Origin of the sequence: Dysosmobacter sp. HCP28S3_G4 (assembly GCF_052065175.1) — a bacterium.
Lineage (GTDB): Bacteria > Bacillota > Clostridia > Oscillospirales > Oscillospiraceae > Oscillibacter.
The window spans coordinates 17,454-34,417 of record NZ_JBQHUP010000027.1; the positions used below are offsets into that span (position 1 = coordinate 17,454).

13 protein-coding genes are annotated in these 16,964 nt (G+C 60.3%); 4 read left to right on the top strand and 9 right to left on the bottom strand.

Going from position 1 to position 16,964, the window contains the following annotated elements:
- The first annotated feature begins 609 nt into the window (after nt 1–609).
- Both adhE and ACTNBU_RS07905 read left to right on the top strand, forming a co-directional pair.
- Nucleotides 610–3,381: a bifunctional acetaldehyde-CoA/alcohol dehydrogenase gene (adhE, locus tag ACTNBU_RS07900; RefSeq protein ID WP_441032492.1), complete on the top strand. Its 2,772-nt coding sequence runs from the start codon at nt 610–612 to the stop codon at nt 3,379–3,381.
- Between the two features lie 204 nt (nt 3,382–3,585).
- Nucleotides 3,586–4,491, top strand: coding sequence for an iron-containing alcohol dehydrogenase (locus ACTNBU_RS07905; protein ID WP_441032494.1), 906 nt, complete (start codon nt 3,586–3,588; stop codon nt 4,489–4,491).
- Nucleotides 4,492–4,611: 120 nt separating this feature from the next.
- Here ACTNBU_RS07905 and ACTNBU_RS07910 read toward each other — a convergent pair whose 3' ends face one another.
- Nucleotides 4,612–5,490: a YitT family protein gene (locus ACTNBU_RS07910; RefSeq protein ID WP_441032497.1), complete on the bottom strand. Its 879-nt coding sequence runs from the start codon at nt 5,488–5,490 to the stop codon at nt 4,612–4,614.
- Between the two features lie 110 nt (nt 5,491–5,600).
- On the bottom strand, nt 5,601–6,545 hold the full coding sequence (locus ACTNBU_RS07915) for a LysR family transcriptional regulator (RefSeq protein WP_441032500.1): 945 nt from the start codon (nt 6,543–6,545) through the stop codon (nt 5,601–5,603).
- A 243-nt stretch (nt 6,546–6,788) separates the two neighbouring features.
- Between ACTNBU_RS07915 and ACTNBU_RS07920 the strand changes: the two genes are divergently transcribed.
- Together ACTNBU_RS07920 and ACTNBU_RS07925 are read left to right on the top strand one after the other, a co-directional pair.
- Nucleotides 6,789–8,207 (top strand): YfcC family protein, encoded by a 1,419-nt coding sequence (locus ACTNBU_RS07920; RefSeq protein ID WP_441032502.1) that lies wholly within the window; start codon nt 6,789–6,791, stop codon nt 8,205–8,207.
- Nucleotides 8,208–8,234: 27 nt separating this feature from the next.
- Entirely contained in the window at nt 8,235–9,401 is a 1,167-nt protein-coding gene (locus tag ACTNBU_RS07925; protein WP_441032504.1) for a M20 family metallopeptidase, read from the top strand.
- A 708-nt stretch (nt 9,402–10,109) separates the two neighbouring features.
- Here ACTNBU_RS07925 and ACTNBU_RS07930 read toward each other — a convergent pair.
- The 7 genes from ACTNBU_RS07930 to ACTNBU_RS07960 all read right to left on the bottom strand — a co-directional run.
- A complete protein-coding gene (locus ACTNBU_RS07930) occupies nt 10,110–11,240 on the bottom strand; it encodes a zinc-ribbon domain-containing protein (protein WP_441032506.1) in 1,131 nt (376 codons plus the stop codon).
- Nucleotides 11,237–12,052: a hypothetical protein gene (locus ACTNBU_RS07935; RefSeq protein ID WP_441032508.1), complete on the bottom strand. Its 816-nt coding sequence runs from the start codon at nt 12,050–12,052 to the stop codon at nt 11,237–11,239. The genes ACTNBU_RS07930 and ACTNBU_RS07935 overlap by 4 nt, the downstream gene beginning before the upstream one ends.
- An 81-nt stretch (nt 12,053–12,133) precedes the next feature.
- A complete protein-coding gene (locus ACTNBU_RS07940) occupies nt 12,134–12,373 on the bottom strand; it encodes a hypothetical protein (RefSeq protein ID WP_441032511.1) in 240 nt (79 codons plus the stop codon).
- Nucleotides 12,374–12,480: 107 nt separating this feature from the next.
- Nucleotides 12,481–14,079 carry an IS66 family transposase gene (tnpC, locus tag ACTNBU_RS07945; RefSeq protein ID WP_441032514.1) on the bottom strand — a complete coding sequence of 533 codons (1,599 nt, stop codon included), beginning with the start codon at nt 14,077–14,079 and terminating at the stop codon, nt 12,481–12,483.
- A 70-nt stretch (nt 14,080–14,149) separates the two neighbouring features.
- Entirely contained in the window at nt 14,150–14,506 is a 357-nt protein-coding gene (gene tnpB / locus ACTNBU_RS07950) for an IS66 family insertion sequence element accessory protein TnpB (protein WP_441032516.1), read from the bottom strand.
- Nucleotides 14,500–14,850: an IS66 family insertion sequence element accessory protein TnpA gene (gene tnpA, locus ACTNBU_RS07955; protein ID WP_441032519.1), complete on the bottom strand. Its 351-nt coding sequence runs from the start codon at nt 14,848–14,850 to the stop codon at nt 14,500–14,502. The genes tnpB and tnpA overlap by 7 nt, the downstream gene beginning before the upstream one ends.
- A gap of 291 nt (nt 14,851–15,141) precedes the next feature.
- On the bottom strand, nt 15,142–16,964 hold a 1,823-nt coding region (locus ACTNBU_RS07960; protein ID WP_441032522.1), incomplete at its 5' end, for an S-layer homology domain-containing protein.

Here is a 16,964-nt window from a genome sequence, read left to right on the forward strand (position 1 = left end):
TCCCATCCCATATCGCGCCGGACCGCCGGAGGAGACGCCGTCTCCCCCGGCGGTTTCTCTATGCAAGATTATCCATTTTCCGCATTCATTTTATGCGCATTCTGTCCGTCATGGCAGAGCGTCCTCCGGAACGGAACGCCGGAGCCGCGGGCCGCCCGCCCGGCGGGGACAGTCCGGCGGACCTCCGGCCTGTCCCTCTCCCACCATTTGCAAGCCTCAGCGGTTGCTTATGCAACTTATACATGTTTCTATGCGATTTGACAGAATATTTTGTTAAATTTCACACAATTCTTGACATCATTTCCTGCAAGTGCTAAACTATTTCCATAAAAAGACAACTTCCGACACGACGCATCGACCTAGTGAACCCTCCACACTCACCAGGCATCAGACCCGCCGTGGAACGCTTCATACCGGGATCCGCCGCACACAGCAGGCTTGGGCATTGTTCGACTCACATGTTCTGCTCTGTGCGGGTTTTTATTTTTATTCATGATTTTATCCATTTAAAAGGAGAAAGGAGGTCCCGCCGGTCCCATCGCCCCGCTCTTAAAAACTGCAGCAAGTACAGTCATGGAACGTAGCATATATTAGAAAGAGAGGATTATTATGGCGAACGCATTGATCATCAATTCTGTGGAATCCTTCGAACAGGCCCTGCCCATTATCCGGGCCTCCCAGGAGCAGTACGCCACCTTTACCCAGGAGCAGGTGGACGCTATCTGCGAGAAGACCGCCATGGCGGTGTCGAAGATGCGGATCCCTCTGGCCAAGATGGCCTGCGAGGAGACCGGCTACGGCATCGTGGTGGACAAGGTGACGAAGAACCAGTACGCCTCTGAGCACATGTGGAACTACATGCGCCATGCCAAGACCTGCGGCATCATCGAGGAGAATCCCGCCTTCGGCACCAAGCGCGTGGCCTCCCCCAAGGGCGTCATCGCCGCCATCACCCCCACCACCAACCCCACCTCCACCACCATCTACAAGATCATGCTGGCCCTGAAGACCAGAAACGCCATCATCCTCTCTCCCCATCCCCATGCCGTGAAGTGCTCCATCGCCGCGGCGAAGATCATGCGGGACGCCGCCATTGCCGCGGGCCTGCCCGAGCATGTCATCAGCTGGATCGAGACCCCCACCCTGGAGATCTCCGACGTGCTGATGAAGAAGGTGGACCTGATCATGGCCACCGGCGGCGCGGGCATGGTCCACGCGGCCTACTCCTCCGGCACCCCCGCCATCGGCGTGGGCCCCGGCAACTGCAACGTGGTCATCGACGAGACCGCCGACCTGCGGATGGCCGTGGAGTCCATCATCCACTCCAAGACCTTCGACAACGGCATGATCTGCGCCACGGAGCAGCACATCACCGTTCTCAGCAGCGTGTACGACGAGGTCAAGGCCCTGATGCAGGACGCCCGCTGCTACTTCCTCAACGACGAGGAGGCCGCCAAGGTGGCCGAGGTGTTCTTCAATCCCCGGAACCACGGCGTAAAGCCCCCCGCCGTCGGTCAGACCGCCAACCGCCTGGCCGAGATGGCCGGCATCACCGTGCCCTACGACACCAAGGTCCTGGTCTACGAGACCGGCGACACCTCTCACGACAACCCCTGGGCCAATGAGAAGCTGACCACCCTGCTGGGCATGTTCAAGGCCGACACTCTGGACGAGGCCTATGACATCTGCGCCAAGCTGGTCTTCGAGGCCGGCGCCGGTCACTCCGCCGCCCTGTACGTGGATCCCACTGAGGAGGACAAGATCAACCGCTTCGCCGAGAAGATGAAGGCCGGCCGTATCCTCATCAACACCCCCACCGCCTTCGGCGGCATCGGCGACCTGTACAACTTCGATCTGGCGCCCTCCCTGACCCTGGGCCCCGGCGCCGTGGGCCACTCCGCCTACATGGGCAACACCCAGTACGAGCAGCTGCTGGACATCAAGGTGGTGGCCATGCGCAAGGAGAACATGCTGTGGCTCCAGCTGCCCAAGAAGGTCTATCACAAGACCGGCTGCACCCCCGTGGCCCTGCGGGAGATGAAGGAGGTCTACAACTTCAAGCGGGCCTTCATCATCACCGACGCCAACCTGTATCAGATCGGCGCCTGCGACGCCATCATCAACCAGCTCCACTCCCTGGGCATTGAGACCGCCGAGTTCTTCGACATCCGTGTGGACCCGCAGATCCAGGACGCCATGAAGGGCCTGCCCAAGATGCACGAGTTCGAGCCCGACGTCATCATCGCCGTGGGCGGCGGCTCCGCCATCGACACCGCCAAGATCATGTGGATCATGTACGAGCATCCGGAGGAGGCCTTCCTGGATATGGCCACCATCTTCCTGGATATCCGGAAGAGAATCCGCTTCTTCCCCCAGATGGGCCAGAAGGCCAAGCTGGTCTGCATCCCCACCACCGCCGGCACCGGCTCCGAGTGCACCCCCTTCACCATCATCTCCGACGCCAATACCGGCATGAAGTGGCCGCTGATCGGCTATGAGATGATGCCCGAAATGGCCATCATCGACGCCGACAACATGATGAAGCTGCCGCCCAGAGCCACCCAGGCCTCCGGCTACGACGTGCTGACCCACGCGGTCGAGGCGTACGTCTCCACCTTCGCCACCGAGTACACCGACTGCTTCTGCAAGGAAGCCACCAAGATGGTCTTCGACTGGCTGCCCAAGGCCTACCGCTCCGCCTTCAAGGGCGCGAAGCCCGATCCCGTGGCCCGCGAGAAGATGGCCGACGCCTCCGCCCTGGCCGGTATCGGCTTCGCCAACGCCTTCCTGGGCATCAACCACTCCCTGTCCCACAAGCTGGGCGGCTGGTTCCACATCCCCCACGGCACCGCCAACGCCCTGCTGTTCCCCTACGTCTGCCGCTTCAACGCCCAGAAGCATCCCTATCACATGGGCACCTTCTCCCAGTACAAGTATCCCCAGGCCTTTGAGCGGTACGTCCAGCTGGGCGAGCTGATCGGCGTGAAGGGCGCCACCGACGAGGAGACCTTCGAGAACTGGATCAAGGCCGCCGAGCAGCTGAAGAAGGACGTGGACATCCCCGAGACCGTCTGCGACTGGCTGTGCGAGGCCCATCCCGAGAAGAGCGCCGAGGCGTGGGAGGCCGACTTCCTGGCCGCCGTGGATCAGATGTCCGAGTGGGCCTTCCACGACGCCTGCACCGGCTGCAACCCCGTGTATCCCACCATCGGCGAGCTGAAGGCCTGCTACCTGCGGTCCTTCTACGGCAACGAGAAGTTCATCGAGAAGTACGGCGACGTCCTGGAGGTGGAGGTCAACCTGCCCACCGAGACCCACGCCGCGTATCCCATGGGCCTGTCCGCCGAGATCGGCCTGGACAAGGTGGGCGGCTTCATCTGATACTCCGTCCCCGCCTGACGCGCACAGACGCTTTCCGCGGAGCCGCCCTCCGGGGCCGGACGCACCGTATTGGAAACAGCCGGCGTGAAGCGCGCGCTCCTCTTGCCGCTCCCGCCGCCCTCCACATCCCCGCCGCAGTCCCCCTGCGGCGGGGACCCCGTAAATGGCCGCTCCGCCCATGTATGAAGAACTGGGGGATATCCGATGAACATGCTGAATCTTCCCAAGAAAGTCTACTTCAAGCCCGGCTCCATGAACGTGGCCCTGCGGGAGCTGAGCGAGGTCTATCATCTGAAACGGGCCTTCCTGGTATCGGACCCGGTGCTGTACCGCTCCGGCGCCGTCCGGGACATTGACGGCTGGCTGCGGAAGCGGGGCATCCGCACGGCGGAGTTCTTCTCCACCGGCGCGCCGCCCTCCTTCGCCCACATCCGCAGCGCCCTGCCCAAGCTGCTGGAATTTGAGCCGGACGTCATCGTGGGCGTCGGCGGCGGCTCCGCCATGAGCGCCGCCAAGGCCATGTGGGCGCTGTACGAAAATCCCGACCTGGACCTGTCCGCCGCCGCGGAGCAGCCGGAGCGCATCCGCACCGGCGAAAAGGCGAAGCTGGCCCTGGTGGCCACGTCCTTTGCCGGCGGCGCACAGAACTCCCCCTTCGCCGTCCTGCAGGACGACGCGGGCGCTCTCCGGGTGCTGCGCAGCTTCCAGCTGCTGCCGGAGATCTCCGTGACGGACGCCCGGTTCACGGAGACCCTGTCCCCGGCCCAGGTGAAGTCCTGCGGACTGACGGCGCTGTCCCTGTCCGTCCGGGCCTTCGCGGACCCGGGCTGCAACGAGTACACGGAGCACCTGCTGCGGGAGGCGGCGGGTCTGATCCTGAAGCATCTGCCCGGCGGCGAGGCCGGACAGCCCGACGCTCTGGAGCACCTCCACAACGCCGCCGCCCTGGTGGGCGCGGCCTGCGGCAACGTGCTGGAGACGCTGGACCCCGCCGCGCCCCTGTGGCCCGCGGAGACGGACGCGGACGGTGCGCGCATCGCCGTCCTGGCCCGGGACCTGGGCTTCCCCGACGCAGCGGCCCTGCGGGCCGCCTGTGAGGCCCTCCGCTGAACATCCATCCGACGCAACGCCCGTTCGTGCATGGCACGGGCGGGCGGTTTTCTGTCCGGAACACGCGAAAAGCCCCCGCCGTAAGACGGCAGGGGCGATGGTTCGATATTGAGAGTGTTGTCAGGCGCCCTGGGCGTCCCTGGGGTCGTCCAGGAAGCCCTCGCCGAAGACCTCCTTGGTCTCCGAGGCGATGACGAACGCCCGGGGGTCCCATTTGTCCACGATGTTCTTCACGGCGTAGAACTGCTTGCGGTCCACCACGCACATCAGCATCTCGCTGTCCCGGCCGCTGTAGCCGCCCACGCTCTTGAAAAAGGTGGTGCCCCGGTCCAGCTGGTCCATGATGTCCCCGGCGATCTGCTGGTTGTGCCGGGAGGCGATGAGCACCATGGTGCCCCGGTTCATGCCGTAGAGGATGGCGTCGATGGTGTGGGTGGTGCAGACCATGGAGAAGATGCCGAACAGGGCGTCCTCCAGCCCGCCGAACACGGGGATGGACAGTCCGATGATCACAAAATCCGTCAGCATGATGGCGTAGCCGGTCTGCATCCAGGGGAAGGCCTTTTGCAGCAGCTTCGCCAGGATGTCGCCGCCGCCGGTGGTGGAGCCCCGGGTGAAGATCAGCGCCATGCCCGCCCCCACCAGAATGCCGCCCACGGCGGAGCTGATGAGCCGGTCCCCGATGTACTGGGGCAGCAGGGGCGCGATGATGTAGTCCAGGCAGATGGTGGAGATCACCACCGTCCGGATGGTCCGCAGGGTCATCTTCCGGTCCAGCAGGAAAAAGGCCGCGATGAGCAGCGGAATGTTGATCACCAGCGTCAGCATGCCCACCGGCAGAGCGGTGAGGTGATTGATCAGCAGGGCGATGCCGGAGGCGCCGCCCGGGGCGATCTTACACGGCTCCACGAAGCACCAGACGCCCACCGCCTGGAGCAGCCCACCCAGAATGTCACAGGACCAATCCATCAACATGCCGTGCCGTTTCATCCATCTCATTTCCGGTTCCTCCCACTGTGTCGTTCTTCCGCGTCTGCGGAGATTCATATATGCAGAACATTATACACAGCGGCGGCGGGAAAGCAATTCAGAGAAATCGAAGGGTGGATTTAAGAGAGTTTTAACGGTGCCCCTTCCGGACACTCCGCCAGATACTCCCGGAAGATCTCAATGAGCCGGTCGTGATACGGGGCCTTTTTCTGCCGCGTGGGGAACAGCAGCACCAGGTCGGAGCAGGCGGGCTCCTCCCCCACGTAATAATAGCGGATGCCCTCCGCGTGGGGCATGTCCCTCAGGTAGGCCCGGCGGTTGAAGCCGATGCCCAGTCCGTTGGCCACCATGCTCTGGATCACGCTGAGGCTGACGATCTCCATGACCCGGGCGGGGCGGACGTGGTTGGCGTCCAGCATCCGCTGGACCCGCAGCCGCAGGCTCTGGTGGACCTGGGGCAGGATCAGGGTCTGGCCGTTGAGATCCGCCGGGTCCAGATAGGGGTAGTCCAGGTCCGGCCGGTGCTTCGCCAGGGCGTTGCAGGGGTGGTCCTCCGGCAGCACCGCCAGGATGGGCTCCTTCTGCAGCACCACGTACTCCGTGTCCGGGATGGGGTCCTCCATGGTGTAGAACAGATAGTCCGCCTGATGCTGTTCCAGCATCTTGTTCAGCTCCGCGTAGGCGCCGTCCCGGATCACCACGTTCAGGGAGGGGATGTCCTCCGTCAGATGGGACATGACCCACGCCGCGCAGGAAATGGCCCGGCGCTGCTGGATGCCGATGCGGACCGTGCACTTCTGCAGGCCGATCTCCCGGGCCAGGACCTGGTCGAACTGCTCCTTCAGCTGGATCATCTGCTCCGCGTACCGGATGTACTCCCGTCCGATGGGGGTGGGCTGGAGGGTCTTGCCCGTCCGGGAGAACAGGCGGACGCCCAGATTCTTCTCCAGCGTGCTCAGGAACATGCTGAGCGCCGGAGAGGTCATGTACAGCTCCTCCGCCGCCTTCGTGATGGTCCCGCAGCGGGCCAGCGTGCAGACATAGATCTGCTCCTTCAGATTCATGCCGTTTCCTCCGTTTCCTGCCGGATTGTTACCGGATTCCTGCCGGATTGCTAACTTTATGAGTATAACATAAAACCCGTCGGAATTGAATACCGGACGTTCAAAAAAATCAATGTCAGTTTTCCTTAATCCTCTTCGTAAGAAAAAGTGAATTGCTTTTCCCGACAACATTTTCTATAGTTTTCTCAAACATAGGTCGGCGGAAAGACGGCGTGTGTAACAAAAATGAAGGAGCTGGAAATCATGTCATCGAAATCCCCCCTGCAGACAAAGAAAAAGGGCTTCACCATGCCCCACACCTTTGTCATCCTCGTGGTCATCATCCTGATCGCTGTTGTGCTCACCTGGATCATCCCCAGCGGCGAATACGCCCGGGTGGAGGATCTGGTGTCCGGTAAGAAAGTCGTGGACGCCACCTCGTTCTCCTATGTGGAGAATGTCCGCGTCAGTCTGCTGGCCGTGCCCATGCTGATCATCAACGCGTTCTCCGCGAACGCCGACCTGATCACCCTGATCCTGCTCAGCGGCGGCGCCATCCACATGCTCACCGCCGTGGGCGCCCTCCAGGCTCTGGTGGCGGCCATCGTCCGCCGCTTCAGCAACCGGGTGGAGGTCTTCATCCCCCTGCTGATGCTGGTGTTCGGTCTGATCTGCACCACCCAAGGCGTCAACACCTTCATTGGATTCGCACCCATCACCGTCATGCTGGCCATGAGCCTGGGACTGGACTCCATCGTCGGCGTGGGCATCATCCTGCTGGGCGGCGCCATCGGCTTCGCCACCGGCACCCTGAACGTCAGCACCACCCTGGTGGCCCAGAAGATCGCTGAGCTGCCCAACTACTCCGGCATCGGCTACCGCTGGATCTGCTTCGCCGTGTTCTATGTGGTCACCTGCCTGTGGCTGGTCCGCTACGCCAAGAAGATCCAGAAGAACCCCGAACTGAGCCCCATGTACGACCTGGACAAGACCAGCGAGTTCAAGAACTCCAACCTGGACGAGTTCGGCACCCTGGACACCCGCAAGATCCTGTGCATCGTCGCCCTGGTGGTGGCTCTGGTGGCCATCGTCTACGGCTGCATCAAGCTGGACTGGGATTTCGCCGAGCAGAGCGCCGTGTTCCTGGTGCTGGGCATCGTGGTGGGCATCCTGGGCGGCTTTGACGCCAACAAGATCTGCACCGAGTTCATGAACGGCACCAAGAAGATGCTCACCGCCGCGTTCATCATCATGTTCGCCCGGGCCATCGGCAGCGTGCTGAGCGCCGGCCTCATCACCGACACCATCGTCCACGCCATGGCCGTCATGCTGACCGGTCTGCCCTCCGCGCTGCTGGGCGTGGGCATGCTGGTGGCCAACACCCTGATCAACGTGGTTCTGACCTCCGGCTCCGGCCAGGCCGCCGCCGTCATGCCCATCATGATCCCCCTGTCCGACCTGCTGGGCGTCACCCGTCAGACCTGCATCCTGAGCTTCAACTTCGGCGACGGCTTCTGCAACTACATCCTGCCCACCTCCACCGCCCTGATGGGCATTCTGGGCGCCGCCAACGTCCCCTATGACCGGTGGATGCGCTTCATGTGGAAGCTGTTCGCCGTGTGGATGGCCGTGGGCGCCGTGCTGGTGGTCGTGGCCCAGCTCATCAACTACGGACCCATGTAACCGGCGCTTTTTCAGAAGGAGGATCATATGAAGGACAAGCTGAAGCAGCTGATCCTGGACCAGTCGGAGCGGCTGCTCACCATGGCGGACAGCATTTTCGACCGCCCCGAGTACGACGGCGAGGAGGTATTCGCCTCCGGTCTGCTGGAGGACTATCTGGAGGAGAACGGCTTTCAGGTGGAGCGGGGACTGGGCAGCTGGCCCACCGCCTTCCGTGCCGTGTGGAAGCACGGCCAGGGCGGTCCCCGGATCGGCCTGCTGTGCGAGTACGACGCCCTGCGGCAGTTGGGACACGGCTGCGGCCATCACATGCAGGGCCCCTGCATCTGCGGCACGGCTGTGGCGCTGAAGAACGCGGGCATCGAGGAGCCCTTTGAACTGGTGGTCTACGGCACCCCCGCCGAGGAGACCCGTGGCTCCAAGATCACCCTGTGGGAGGACGGCTTCTTCCGGGACATCGACGTGGCCCTGATGATGCACGGCGGCCCCGACACCTGCGTGGACGAGAAGAGCCTGGCCCTGTCCAACTACACCGTCACCTTCCACGGCAAGGGCGCCCACGCGGCCCTGGCCCCGGAGAAGGGCCGCAGCGCCCTGGACGCGCTGCTGCTGAGCTTCAACGCCGTGGAGTTCCTGCGGGAGCACGTCCGGGAGGACACGCGGATGCACTACACCGTGGCGGAGCTGCCCGGCCCCGCCAACGTGGTCCCCAACCGGGCCGTGGGCACCTTCTCCCTGCGGAGCTACTCCCGGGAGGTGCTGAACGATGTCTGCCGCCGCTTTGAGCAGATCATCCAGGGCGCGGCGCTGATGGCGGACGTGGACTATGAAATCGCCAGGGACAAGGATCTGGACAACAAGGTCCCCTGCTACACTCTGAACGACGTCATCATGAAGAACGCGGAGGCCTGCAACGCCCCGGGCATCGCGCCTCCCCGGAAGAAGACCGGCAGCACGGACTTCGGCAACATCACCAACCACATCCCCGGCAGCTGCATCCGCATCCAGTTCGTCCCCAAGGGCACCTCCAGCCACTCCCAGGAATTTGTGGACGCCGGTAAGAGTGAGACGGCCCACCGGGCCATTCTCACCGCCGCGGAGATCCTGGCGGGCACGTCCTACGACCTGATCGCCTGCAAGGGTCTGGTGCAGCAGCTCTGGGCGGACTTCGAGGAAGCCAAGAAAAACGCGTAACCACTACTCTCTCTTCAAAGGGATCGAGTCTGGTCCCGCAGAAAAGCAGCCGGCGCCGCAAGGCGCCGGCTGCTCTGTTGTTCTTTGGAGCGGCCGCAGGCGGGATGGCCGCCGGCAATACGCCGGACATAGACCGCAGCGAGTGTGCCGATTGATGTAAGCTACGGATGTACACTACGGTGTACACTACAGGATCGTATTTTGCGTATTTTATGGGCGCAAGACAGTCCTTTTGCGGAAAATCATTTTAAGTGAAATCGGGCACAAGCGGAGCAAAAAGATGACCGGAAATGCTTGAAATCAAGCATTTCCGGTCATCTGTCAGGTGGACTCAATTAGGATATTTTCGTTTCGCCTTCGTTCCAAAACCGACCGCGAATCCAGCGGAGCGAATCGCGGGCGGAAAGGAGGAGCAAGGGAGCGGGCGGATGACGTTCTTTTGTTCCGCAGGAATAAAAGAACGTCGGAGCAAAGCGGACTTTGCTCCGACGTGGCGCGGAAGGAGGGATTTGAATTCTGGACATTTGTTTTTTTCCGGGCCCATCATGTCTCAATCATTCCTGATCCGTCCGGATTTTCGTGGGAATCGTGTCTGATGGTATCTGCTTGTTGGGACCCACGCTAGCGTCTAAAGGGAAAACGTAAGGGAAAACGCAGGCATCCCACGCGCCTGACAGAGTCCGGATGTACGCCCAAGATCTCCGGCCATTAACCCGTGCGCCTGGCCTTTACCCGTCCGGCGCAGACCGGGCAGCCGCACCTCTGCCCCCTGGCCCGGGAGTAGATGACCGCTTTCCAGACATGTCCCTCCGGACACTGCCACCAGACCTTCCGATGGCTCCCAACGGTCACCATCTCCGGCGTCAGGGCGCCGTTCAAGTCAGGGTGCCACTGGGCCGCCAACTCCGGCTCCAGTGTGGCAAGGTCATTGAACCCGGGTAGGACCTTCTTCCCGGTGCAGTAGGGACAGCCGCTGCGGTGCATGGTGCGGGACGCCACGATGGCGGCGTATTCGTGTCCCAACTCGCACTTCCACCAGACCTTGCGGTTGGAATTGGGAGAGACGGCGTCCGGGCGCAGCGTGCCGTTCTTCTCCGGATGCCACTGGGCGGCAAGGTCCGGGAACTGACTGGCCAGGTCGTTTTCCCCGGGGACAACGCGTCTTCCTGCGCAGACCGGACAGCCTGCCCCCTGGACCCGTGAAAAGATCACCGCCTGCCACTCATGGCCCCGCTCACATCGCCACCACACCTTGCGGCTGCTGCCGCCCACCACATTCCGGGGCGTCAGCGGCGCGTTTTTCGTGGGATGCCACTGCCGGGCAAGGTCCGGATTGGTGGTAGCCAGATCGTTTTCACCGGGCAGCAGCGCCTGATTGGCACAGTAGGGGCAGCCGCAGCCCTCCGTCCGGCTTTTCACCATGGCCCGCCAGACGTGGCCCTTCTCACAGATCCACCAGGCCAGTTTATGACTGCCGGGAAGCACCCTGTCCGGCGTGACGGAGCCGTTCATCGTGGGGTGCCATTGGGCGGCGAGTTTGGGATACCGGGACGCCAGATCGTCCCGGTCCGGCCAGAGCTGTTTCCCGGAGCAGCAGGGACAGCCCGCTCCGCCGCCTGTGCGGGTGCAGACCGCCGCCTGCCACTCGTGTCCGTCCGGACATCTCCACCACACCTTTTTTCTGCTGCCGCAGGTCAGATCTCCCGGTGTCAAAGGCAGATTCTTTTCGGGATGCCATTGCTCCAGCAAAAACGTCTTCCCGTTCTCCACGCAGTAGTCATACAGCGTCTGCCGCACGTCCGTCACCTCCTTTTGCAGCAAGCCGTCAATTTTCCTCATTTGATCGCGGGCTCCCGGGATGCGTGATACCACTCCAGGAATTGATCGTACATCTCCTCGCCCACGGCTCTGGCCTTGGCCGCGTCCTCCAGCTTGTCATAGCCGCCAAGATAATAGCACTTGCCCTTGAACACGATCTGGGCGATCCATTTGCCACGCCTTTTGTTGAAGTAGACGCCCCGCACGCCGCTGGTGTTGGCCTTGGAAACGGTCATGGAGTCGATTCCCTCCACAAACGTACCGTCCACAAAGTGAAGGCCGGACCGGTCCCGGTGCTTGCAGCCGCAGCTTGTCGTCTGCCCGTTCTCCAGATTGGACTGTCTGGTGGTGAACTCTGTGCCGCAGTCGCAGCGGCACCGCCACATGTGGAAGCCGTTCGCCTTTCCGGCGTATTCCTCCACGACGACCCGGCCGAACCGCTTTCCCACCAGATCCTTCATCGGCGGCGTTCTGGCGCAGCCACAGCTCGACACAGCGCCGGTGATCAGTCTGCGCTTGGTGGTCTCCAGCTCTTTCCCGCAGTCACAGCGGCACCGCCAGAGGGGATTCCGGTCTTTCGCCCGATTCCCCGTTTTTCCCAGGACCACCAGCCTGCCGAAGCGCATACCGGTCAGGTCCTTGATGGCGGCATAGTCCGGCTCGTCACAGCCGCAGCTTCTGACGGCTCCCGCGCTCAGCTTCCGGCTGTCCACCAGGACTTCCTTTCCGCAGTCGCAGCGGCACCGCCAGACGATGGTACCGCGATTCCGCCGCTCCGTTGGGGCGATGACCGTCAGCCGTCCGAAACGGGCGCCTGTAAAATCGTTTTTCATTGTTTTTTAGTTTTGATCGCTCATGGACCACATTGGCTGCCATACCCGTCAATGCTTGGCGGAGGAACACCGCCCCTGCTCTCAGCCGGACGCCATCTCGTCTGCGGATGCCGACCATTGTTGTTTTATATCCAGTTCCGTTTCGCGCATGACTTCGTCATAGCAGCGGCAGCACAGTTGGCCTCCGCCCGGTACATAGCCCACACGCCGGTCGATAGGCAGGTCTCTCGGGATATTCGTTATGCGTCCGCACAGAACGCATCGCTCATACAAATCGGACTTCGCTGATGATTGCCCTGCCTTGAATTTTCGCAGCATCATCTTATTACCTCCGGAATCCATATTCGCTGCTTTCCACCGTAACCGTCAAAGCACTCGGCGTATAAAATCATGCCCTCCCGGTACACACAAGTCGGGAGGGCATGATTTCATTTTAGTGGTATTCTGCATTCATCCGGAGCACTGGCGGGCGTAAGTTGTCCCGCCCACGCCACATCCGTCTGGCTCAGGGCAGGAGCATTCCGCAGGACCCAAAGCAGGTATCGGTACGGATCCAATCCATTTTCTTTCGCCGTTTCAATCAGACTGTAGATCACACTGCTGGCCTGCGCACCGCCCGGCGTATTGGCGAAGAGCCAGTTTTTGCGGCCCATCACAAATGGCTTTATGCTGCGCTCAGCACGGTTGTTGCTCAGTTCCAGACGGCCGTCCTCCAGATAACGGATCAAGTACGGCCACTGCTCCAACAGGTAATGGATCGCCCTGCCCATCGCGGATTTCGGAGCTGTTTTCGCCTGCATCTCATTCGCCCATGACAATAACGCGTCTAAAACAGGTTTTTCCTGTTCCAGCCGCTTCTCATACCGTTTTTCCGGCGTCAGTTCTGCAAAAGCCTCCTCCAACTTAAATAGCCGGGAGCAGTAGCATTCTCCAACCGCTGCCGGAGAGTCCTTCTGTTTTTCTTTGGGCAGTGTTTGCAGCGCTTCATCAAATTTTCGTCGTGCGTGTGCCCAGCACCCAACCACACGGATATTCTCCGGCAGCCTGTGGTAGCCCTGGTAGCCGTCTGCATGGAGCCAGCCGGAAAAGCCCTTCAGGAAGTTTTCCGCATGCTCCGCTTTCCGTGTGGGCTGGTACTCATACAGGACAATGGCCTGCTCTGCACAGCCGCTTGTCCGGTACAGCCACATGTAGGATTTGCTGGTTGAGGGCCGCCCCGCTTCTTTCAGCACCTGCAGGGTGGTCTCATCCGCGTGCAGCACCTGCTCTTTACAGAGTTTCTCATGCAGAACGTTGTAGATGGGCTGCAGCCACATCTCCGAGACATTCAGCAGCCAGTTGGACATGGTCTGCCGGGAGAGCTTCAGGCCCTGGCGGTTAAACTCCTGCTCCAGACGGTACAGAGGCGAGTACATCACGAACTTCTGTACAGCAATATGCGCCACAGCTTCCGCGGAAGCAAAACTGCCGGGCAGCAGTGCAGGCTCCTTCGGAGTTTTCAGAATGTTGGCCTCGCCAGTCTCCAGTTCGCAGTTCTTGCAGGCGTAGGTGTAGTATACGTCCTCGCGGATCCAGAACTTCGGCGGTTCCATCTTTAGTGTTCGATGTACTTCCTTACCAATCTCCACCATCTGGCTACCGCAGACCTCGCAGACCTGTTCTTCTTCCGGCAGACGGTGTTCCACCACCTCGGTGGGCGTCCCTTCCGGGACGACGTCCAGGACATTGCCGGACTTCCGTTTGCGCGCATGGGCTTTTACGGCGATCTGCTCCGGAGTAGCAGACTTGGTACCAAATGCGTAGGCCTCCAGCTCGTTAAATGGCAGTCCAAGCTGGTCCATAAATTCTTCGTGCATCTTCTCAGAGGAGGAGCCAAACTGCCGTTTTTTTGCGAGGCCAAGCTGCTCCAGAAGCCATTGGTTCTGGAGCTTCAGCTCAGCGAGTTGTGCCTGCTGAGATTCATATTCCGTGCGCGAAATAGTCACGGTTTCAGCCTGCTTTGCGGCAGTTTTCTTCTCATCTTTCATGAGATTATGATAGCACAAAACACGTTAAAAATCCAGAGTTTTCAATGCTTTCAGGCATTTTTTCCTTGCCTCAGAGCACAGCTAATCCCGTTACCGGACGGTGCGCCTTTGGCTGCTCGATCTTCAGTCCTTCCATGAACCAGCGGTATTGCTGCGGCGTCAGTGAACGCACTTCGGATTCGCTCCGTGGCCACTGGTACGCGCCCTGTTCCAGACGTTTGTACAGAAGAATGAAGCCGTCCTTTTCCCAGTACAGGCCCTTGATGCGGTCTCGCCGCCTCCCGCAAAACAGAAACAGCGTGTTGGTGAACGGATCCAGTTCAAACTGCTGTTGAACCATTCTGGCCAGACCGTCTATGCCCTTACGTAGATCGGTGTAGCCGCAGGCGATGTAGACCTTGTCAGCCCCGGTGAAGTCGTTCAGCATGTGCGGAGGATCTCAACCAGTGCTTTCAGCTGCTCGGCGCCGCATTGCGGATAAATGTCTATGCTGACATTGTCAAGATGCAGCGTAGCGGAACGTTCCAATGCGTTGCAACACACTTGCTTCGGTACTGGTAATTCCGCAAACGCAACCGCAGGCGTTTCAGGCAGCGTCGCCGTTGAGCCAGCAATAGACAACAGCTCTCGTTCCCAGCGATAGTATGTAGTTGGTGTGGTTCCTCTCTGTCTGCACCACTGCCGGACTGACAGTCCGCTGCTTCTGCAATCCTGAATTGCTCCTGCCCATTCCTGCAGCCGTGCCTGGTGTTTCAGTTCTGTGGATGTCATGGCATATCCCCCCTAACGTTAATAGTGGTGGAACGTTTCGCAACGTTCCACCACTATTATCCCATAGGAGTCTATACGCCGTTAACTTTGACGCTTACTTTCCACCGGCCATTCTCCGGGGATACACGTCTTTATAAAACCATCCCCTGAGCCGCATTTCGGCTCAGGGGCGGTTTTTTTGATTCAGTTCTGCAAGGAAGAAACCCAAAACAGGCCGGAGCTCATCCGGGTCTCAAAAGAGGATCGTCTATTTCCTGTTATGAAGTTTCAGGTAAAGCACTGGCAGATCAATTACTGCAGAGCTTTCCACGTCTCCTCGCCGTCATTCTGACAGTAGGTATGGGCATTGGTCGCTTCCATGATGTTGTAGTAGGCCCAGTAGCTGTCATCCAGGTCGCTGAACTTTACGATGCCGTCGGCATCATCCACGAAGTCTTCGTCGGCGCTGCGGCCAAGCATATGGTCCACAATAGTCGCCACGCAGGCACGGGTCACAGTGGCATTGGGACGGAAAGTGCCGTCGTCATAACCATTGATCCAGCCGTACTTGATAGAGCCGACAATCGCGTCATAATACCAGTCTCCGGAGTTGATATCCGTAAAGATATTCTCGCCGCTGTTGTCCAGCTTGGCAAAGCGCATGGCAATCACGGTGAATTCAGCGCGGGTTACAGCCTTGTTGGGCTTGAAGGTACCATCCTGGTAACCGGTGATAATGCCCATCTCGGACAGGGTGTAGACAGCAGGAGCGAACCAGTCGCTGTCCTTAACATCCGTATACTTGATCTCGGTGGGGACATCCTTGTTCAGCAGCAGATTGTAGAACATCTGAGCGACCTCAGCACGGGACATGTTCCGATTAGGAGCAAACGTACCGTCCTTGTAGCCGTGCAGGAAGACAATATGATCCTGTGTGTTCAGGCAGTCGGCAACGCCGGTATCCTTCGGATCGGCAACGCCGGGATTCCACTTAGCATACAGAGTCACGGTCTTCTCGTCGACCTTCACATCGTCCTTGACTGCTTTGGTCAGCTTTTCATCAAAGAACCAGCCGCCAAACTTGTAGCCCTTGCGGGTGGGAGAAGGCAGATCCTCATAAGCCTTGGTCCATTCCTTGCTCTTGCTCTCGGAAGCAATGCTGCCTGCGCCGTTGGTGTTGTATTTCAGAGTATACTTGGTAGAGGTAGAGGAGGAACCACCAGAGGAGGAACCACTGCCGCCGCTGTAACTAGACTTTTTGAAAGTGTAGGTATAGGTGGCATCCTGATCCTGCTTGCCAGTCAGATCAGCGTTCCACGCACCGGTCTTATAGCCGCTGTTGGCCTTCATGCCAGTAGGAATCTGGTCGCTGTTCAAAACAGCACCCTTATCGATTTCAACGGTCTTATCGGTGGTGCTGCCGTCAGCCCAAGTACCATTGACCACCTTGAAGGTAATGGTTACCTTTTCAGCGGGTTCAACTGCACTCTCGTACTTCCAGGTACCGACGATCTCCAGACCGCCTTCGGCCATGGGAACACGGCCACTCACGCCGACGCCGTTCACGGTCCAGCCCTGGAACTTCCAGACGCCGCCGCCAACAGTCACATCATCGGGAGCAGAAGCCACAGGCACCTGCTGACCAACGCTGTAGGTATACTCGTTCTTCGGAGCCTCTGCGGGAACACTCTCAACGCCGTTTTCATCGACGTACTTGTAGGTCACGCTGTACTCTGCGGGCTTGTTGGCCTCGTACTTCCAGGTACCGACGATCTCCAGACCGCCTTCGACCATGGGAACACGGCCACTCACGCCGACGCCGTTCACGGTCCAGCCCTGGAACTTCCAGACGCCGCCGCCAACAGTCACGTCATCGGGAGCAGAAGCCACAGGCACCTGCTGACCAACGCTGTAGGTATACTCGTTCTTCGGAAGCGTTGCCATCACTTCGGCGGGAACACTGTGGTCGTACTTGTAGGTCACACCGTACTCATCGGCGGCCTTGTTGGCCTCATACTTCCAGATACCGACGATCTCCAGACCGCCTTCGACCATGGGAACACGGCCACTCACGCCGACGCCGTTCACGGTCCAGCCCTGGAACTTCCAGACGCCGCCGCCAACAGTCACGTCAT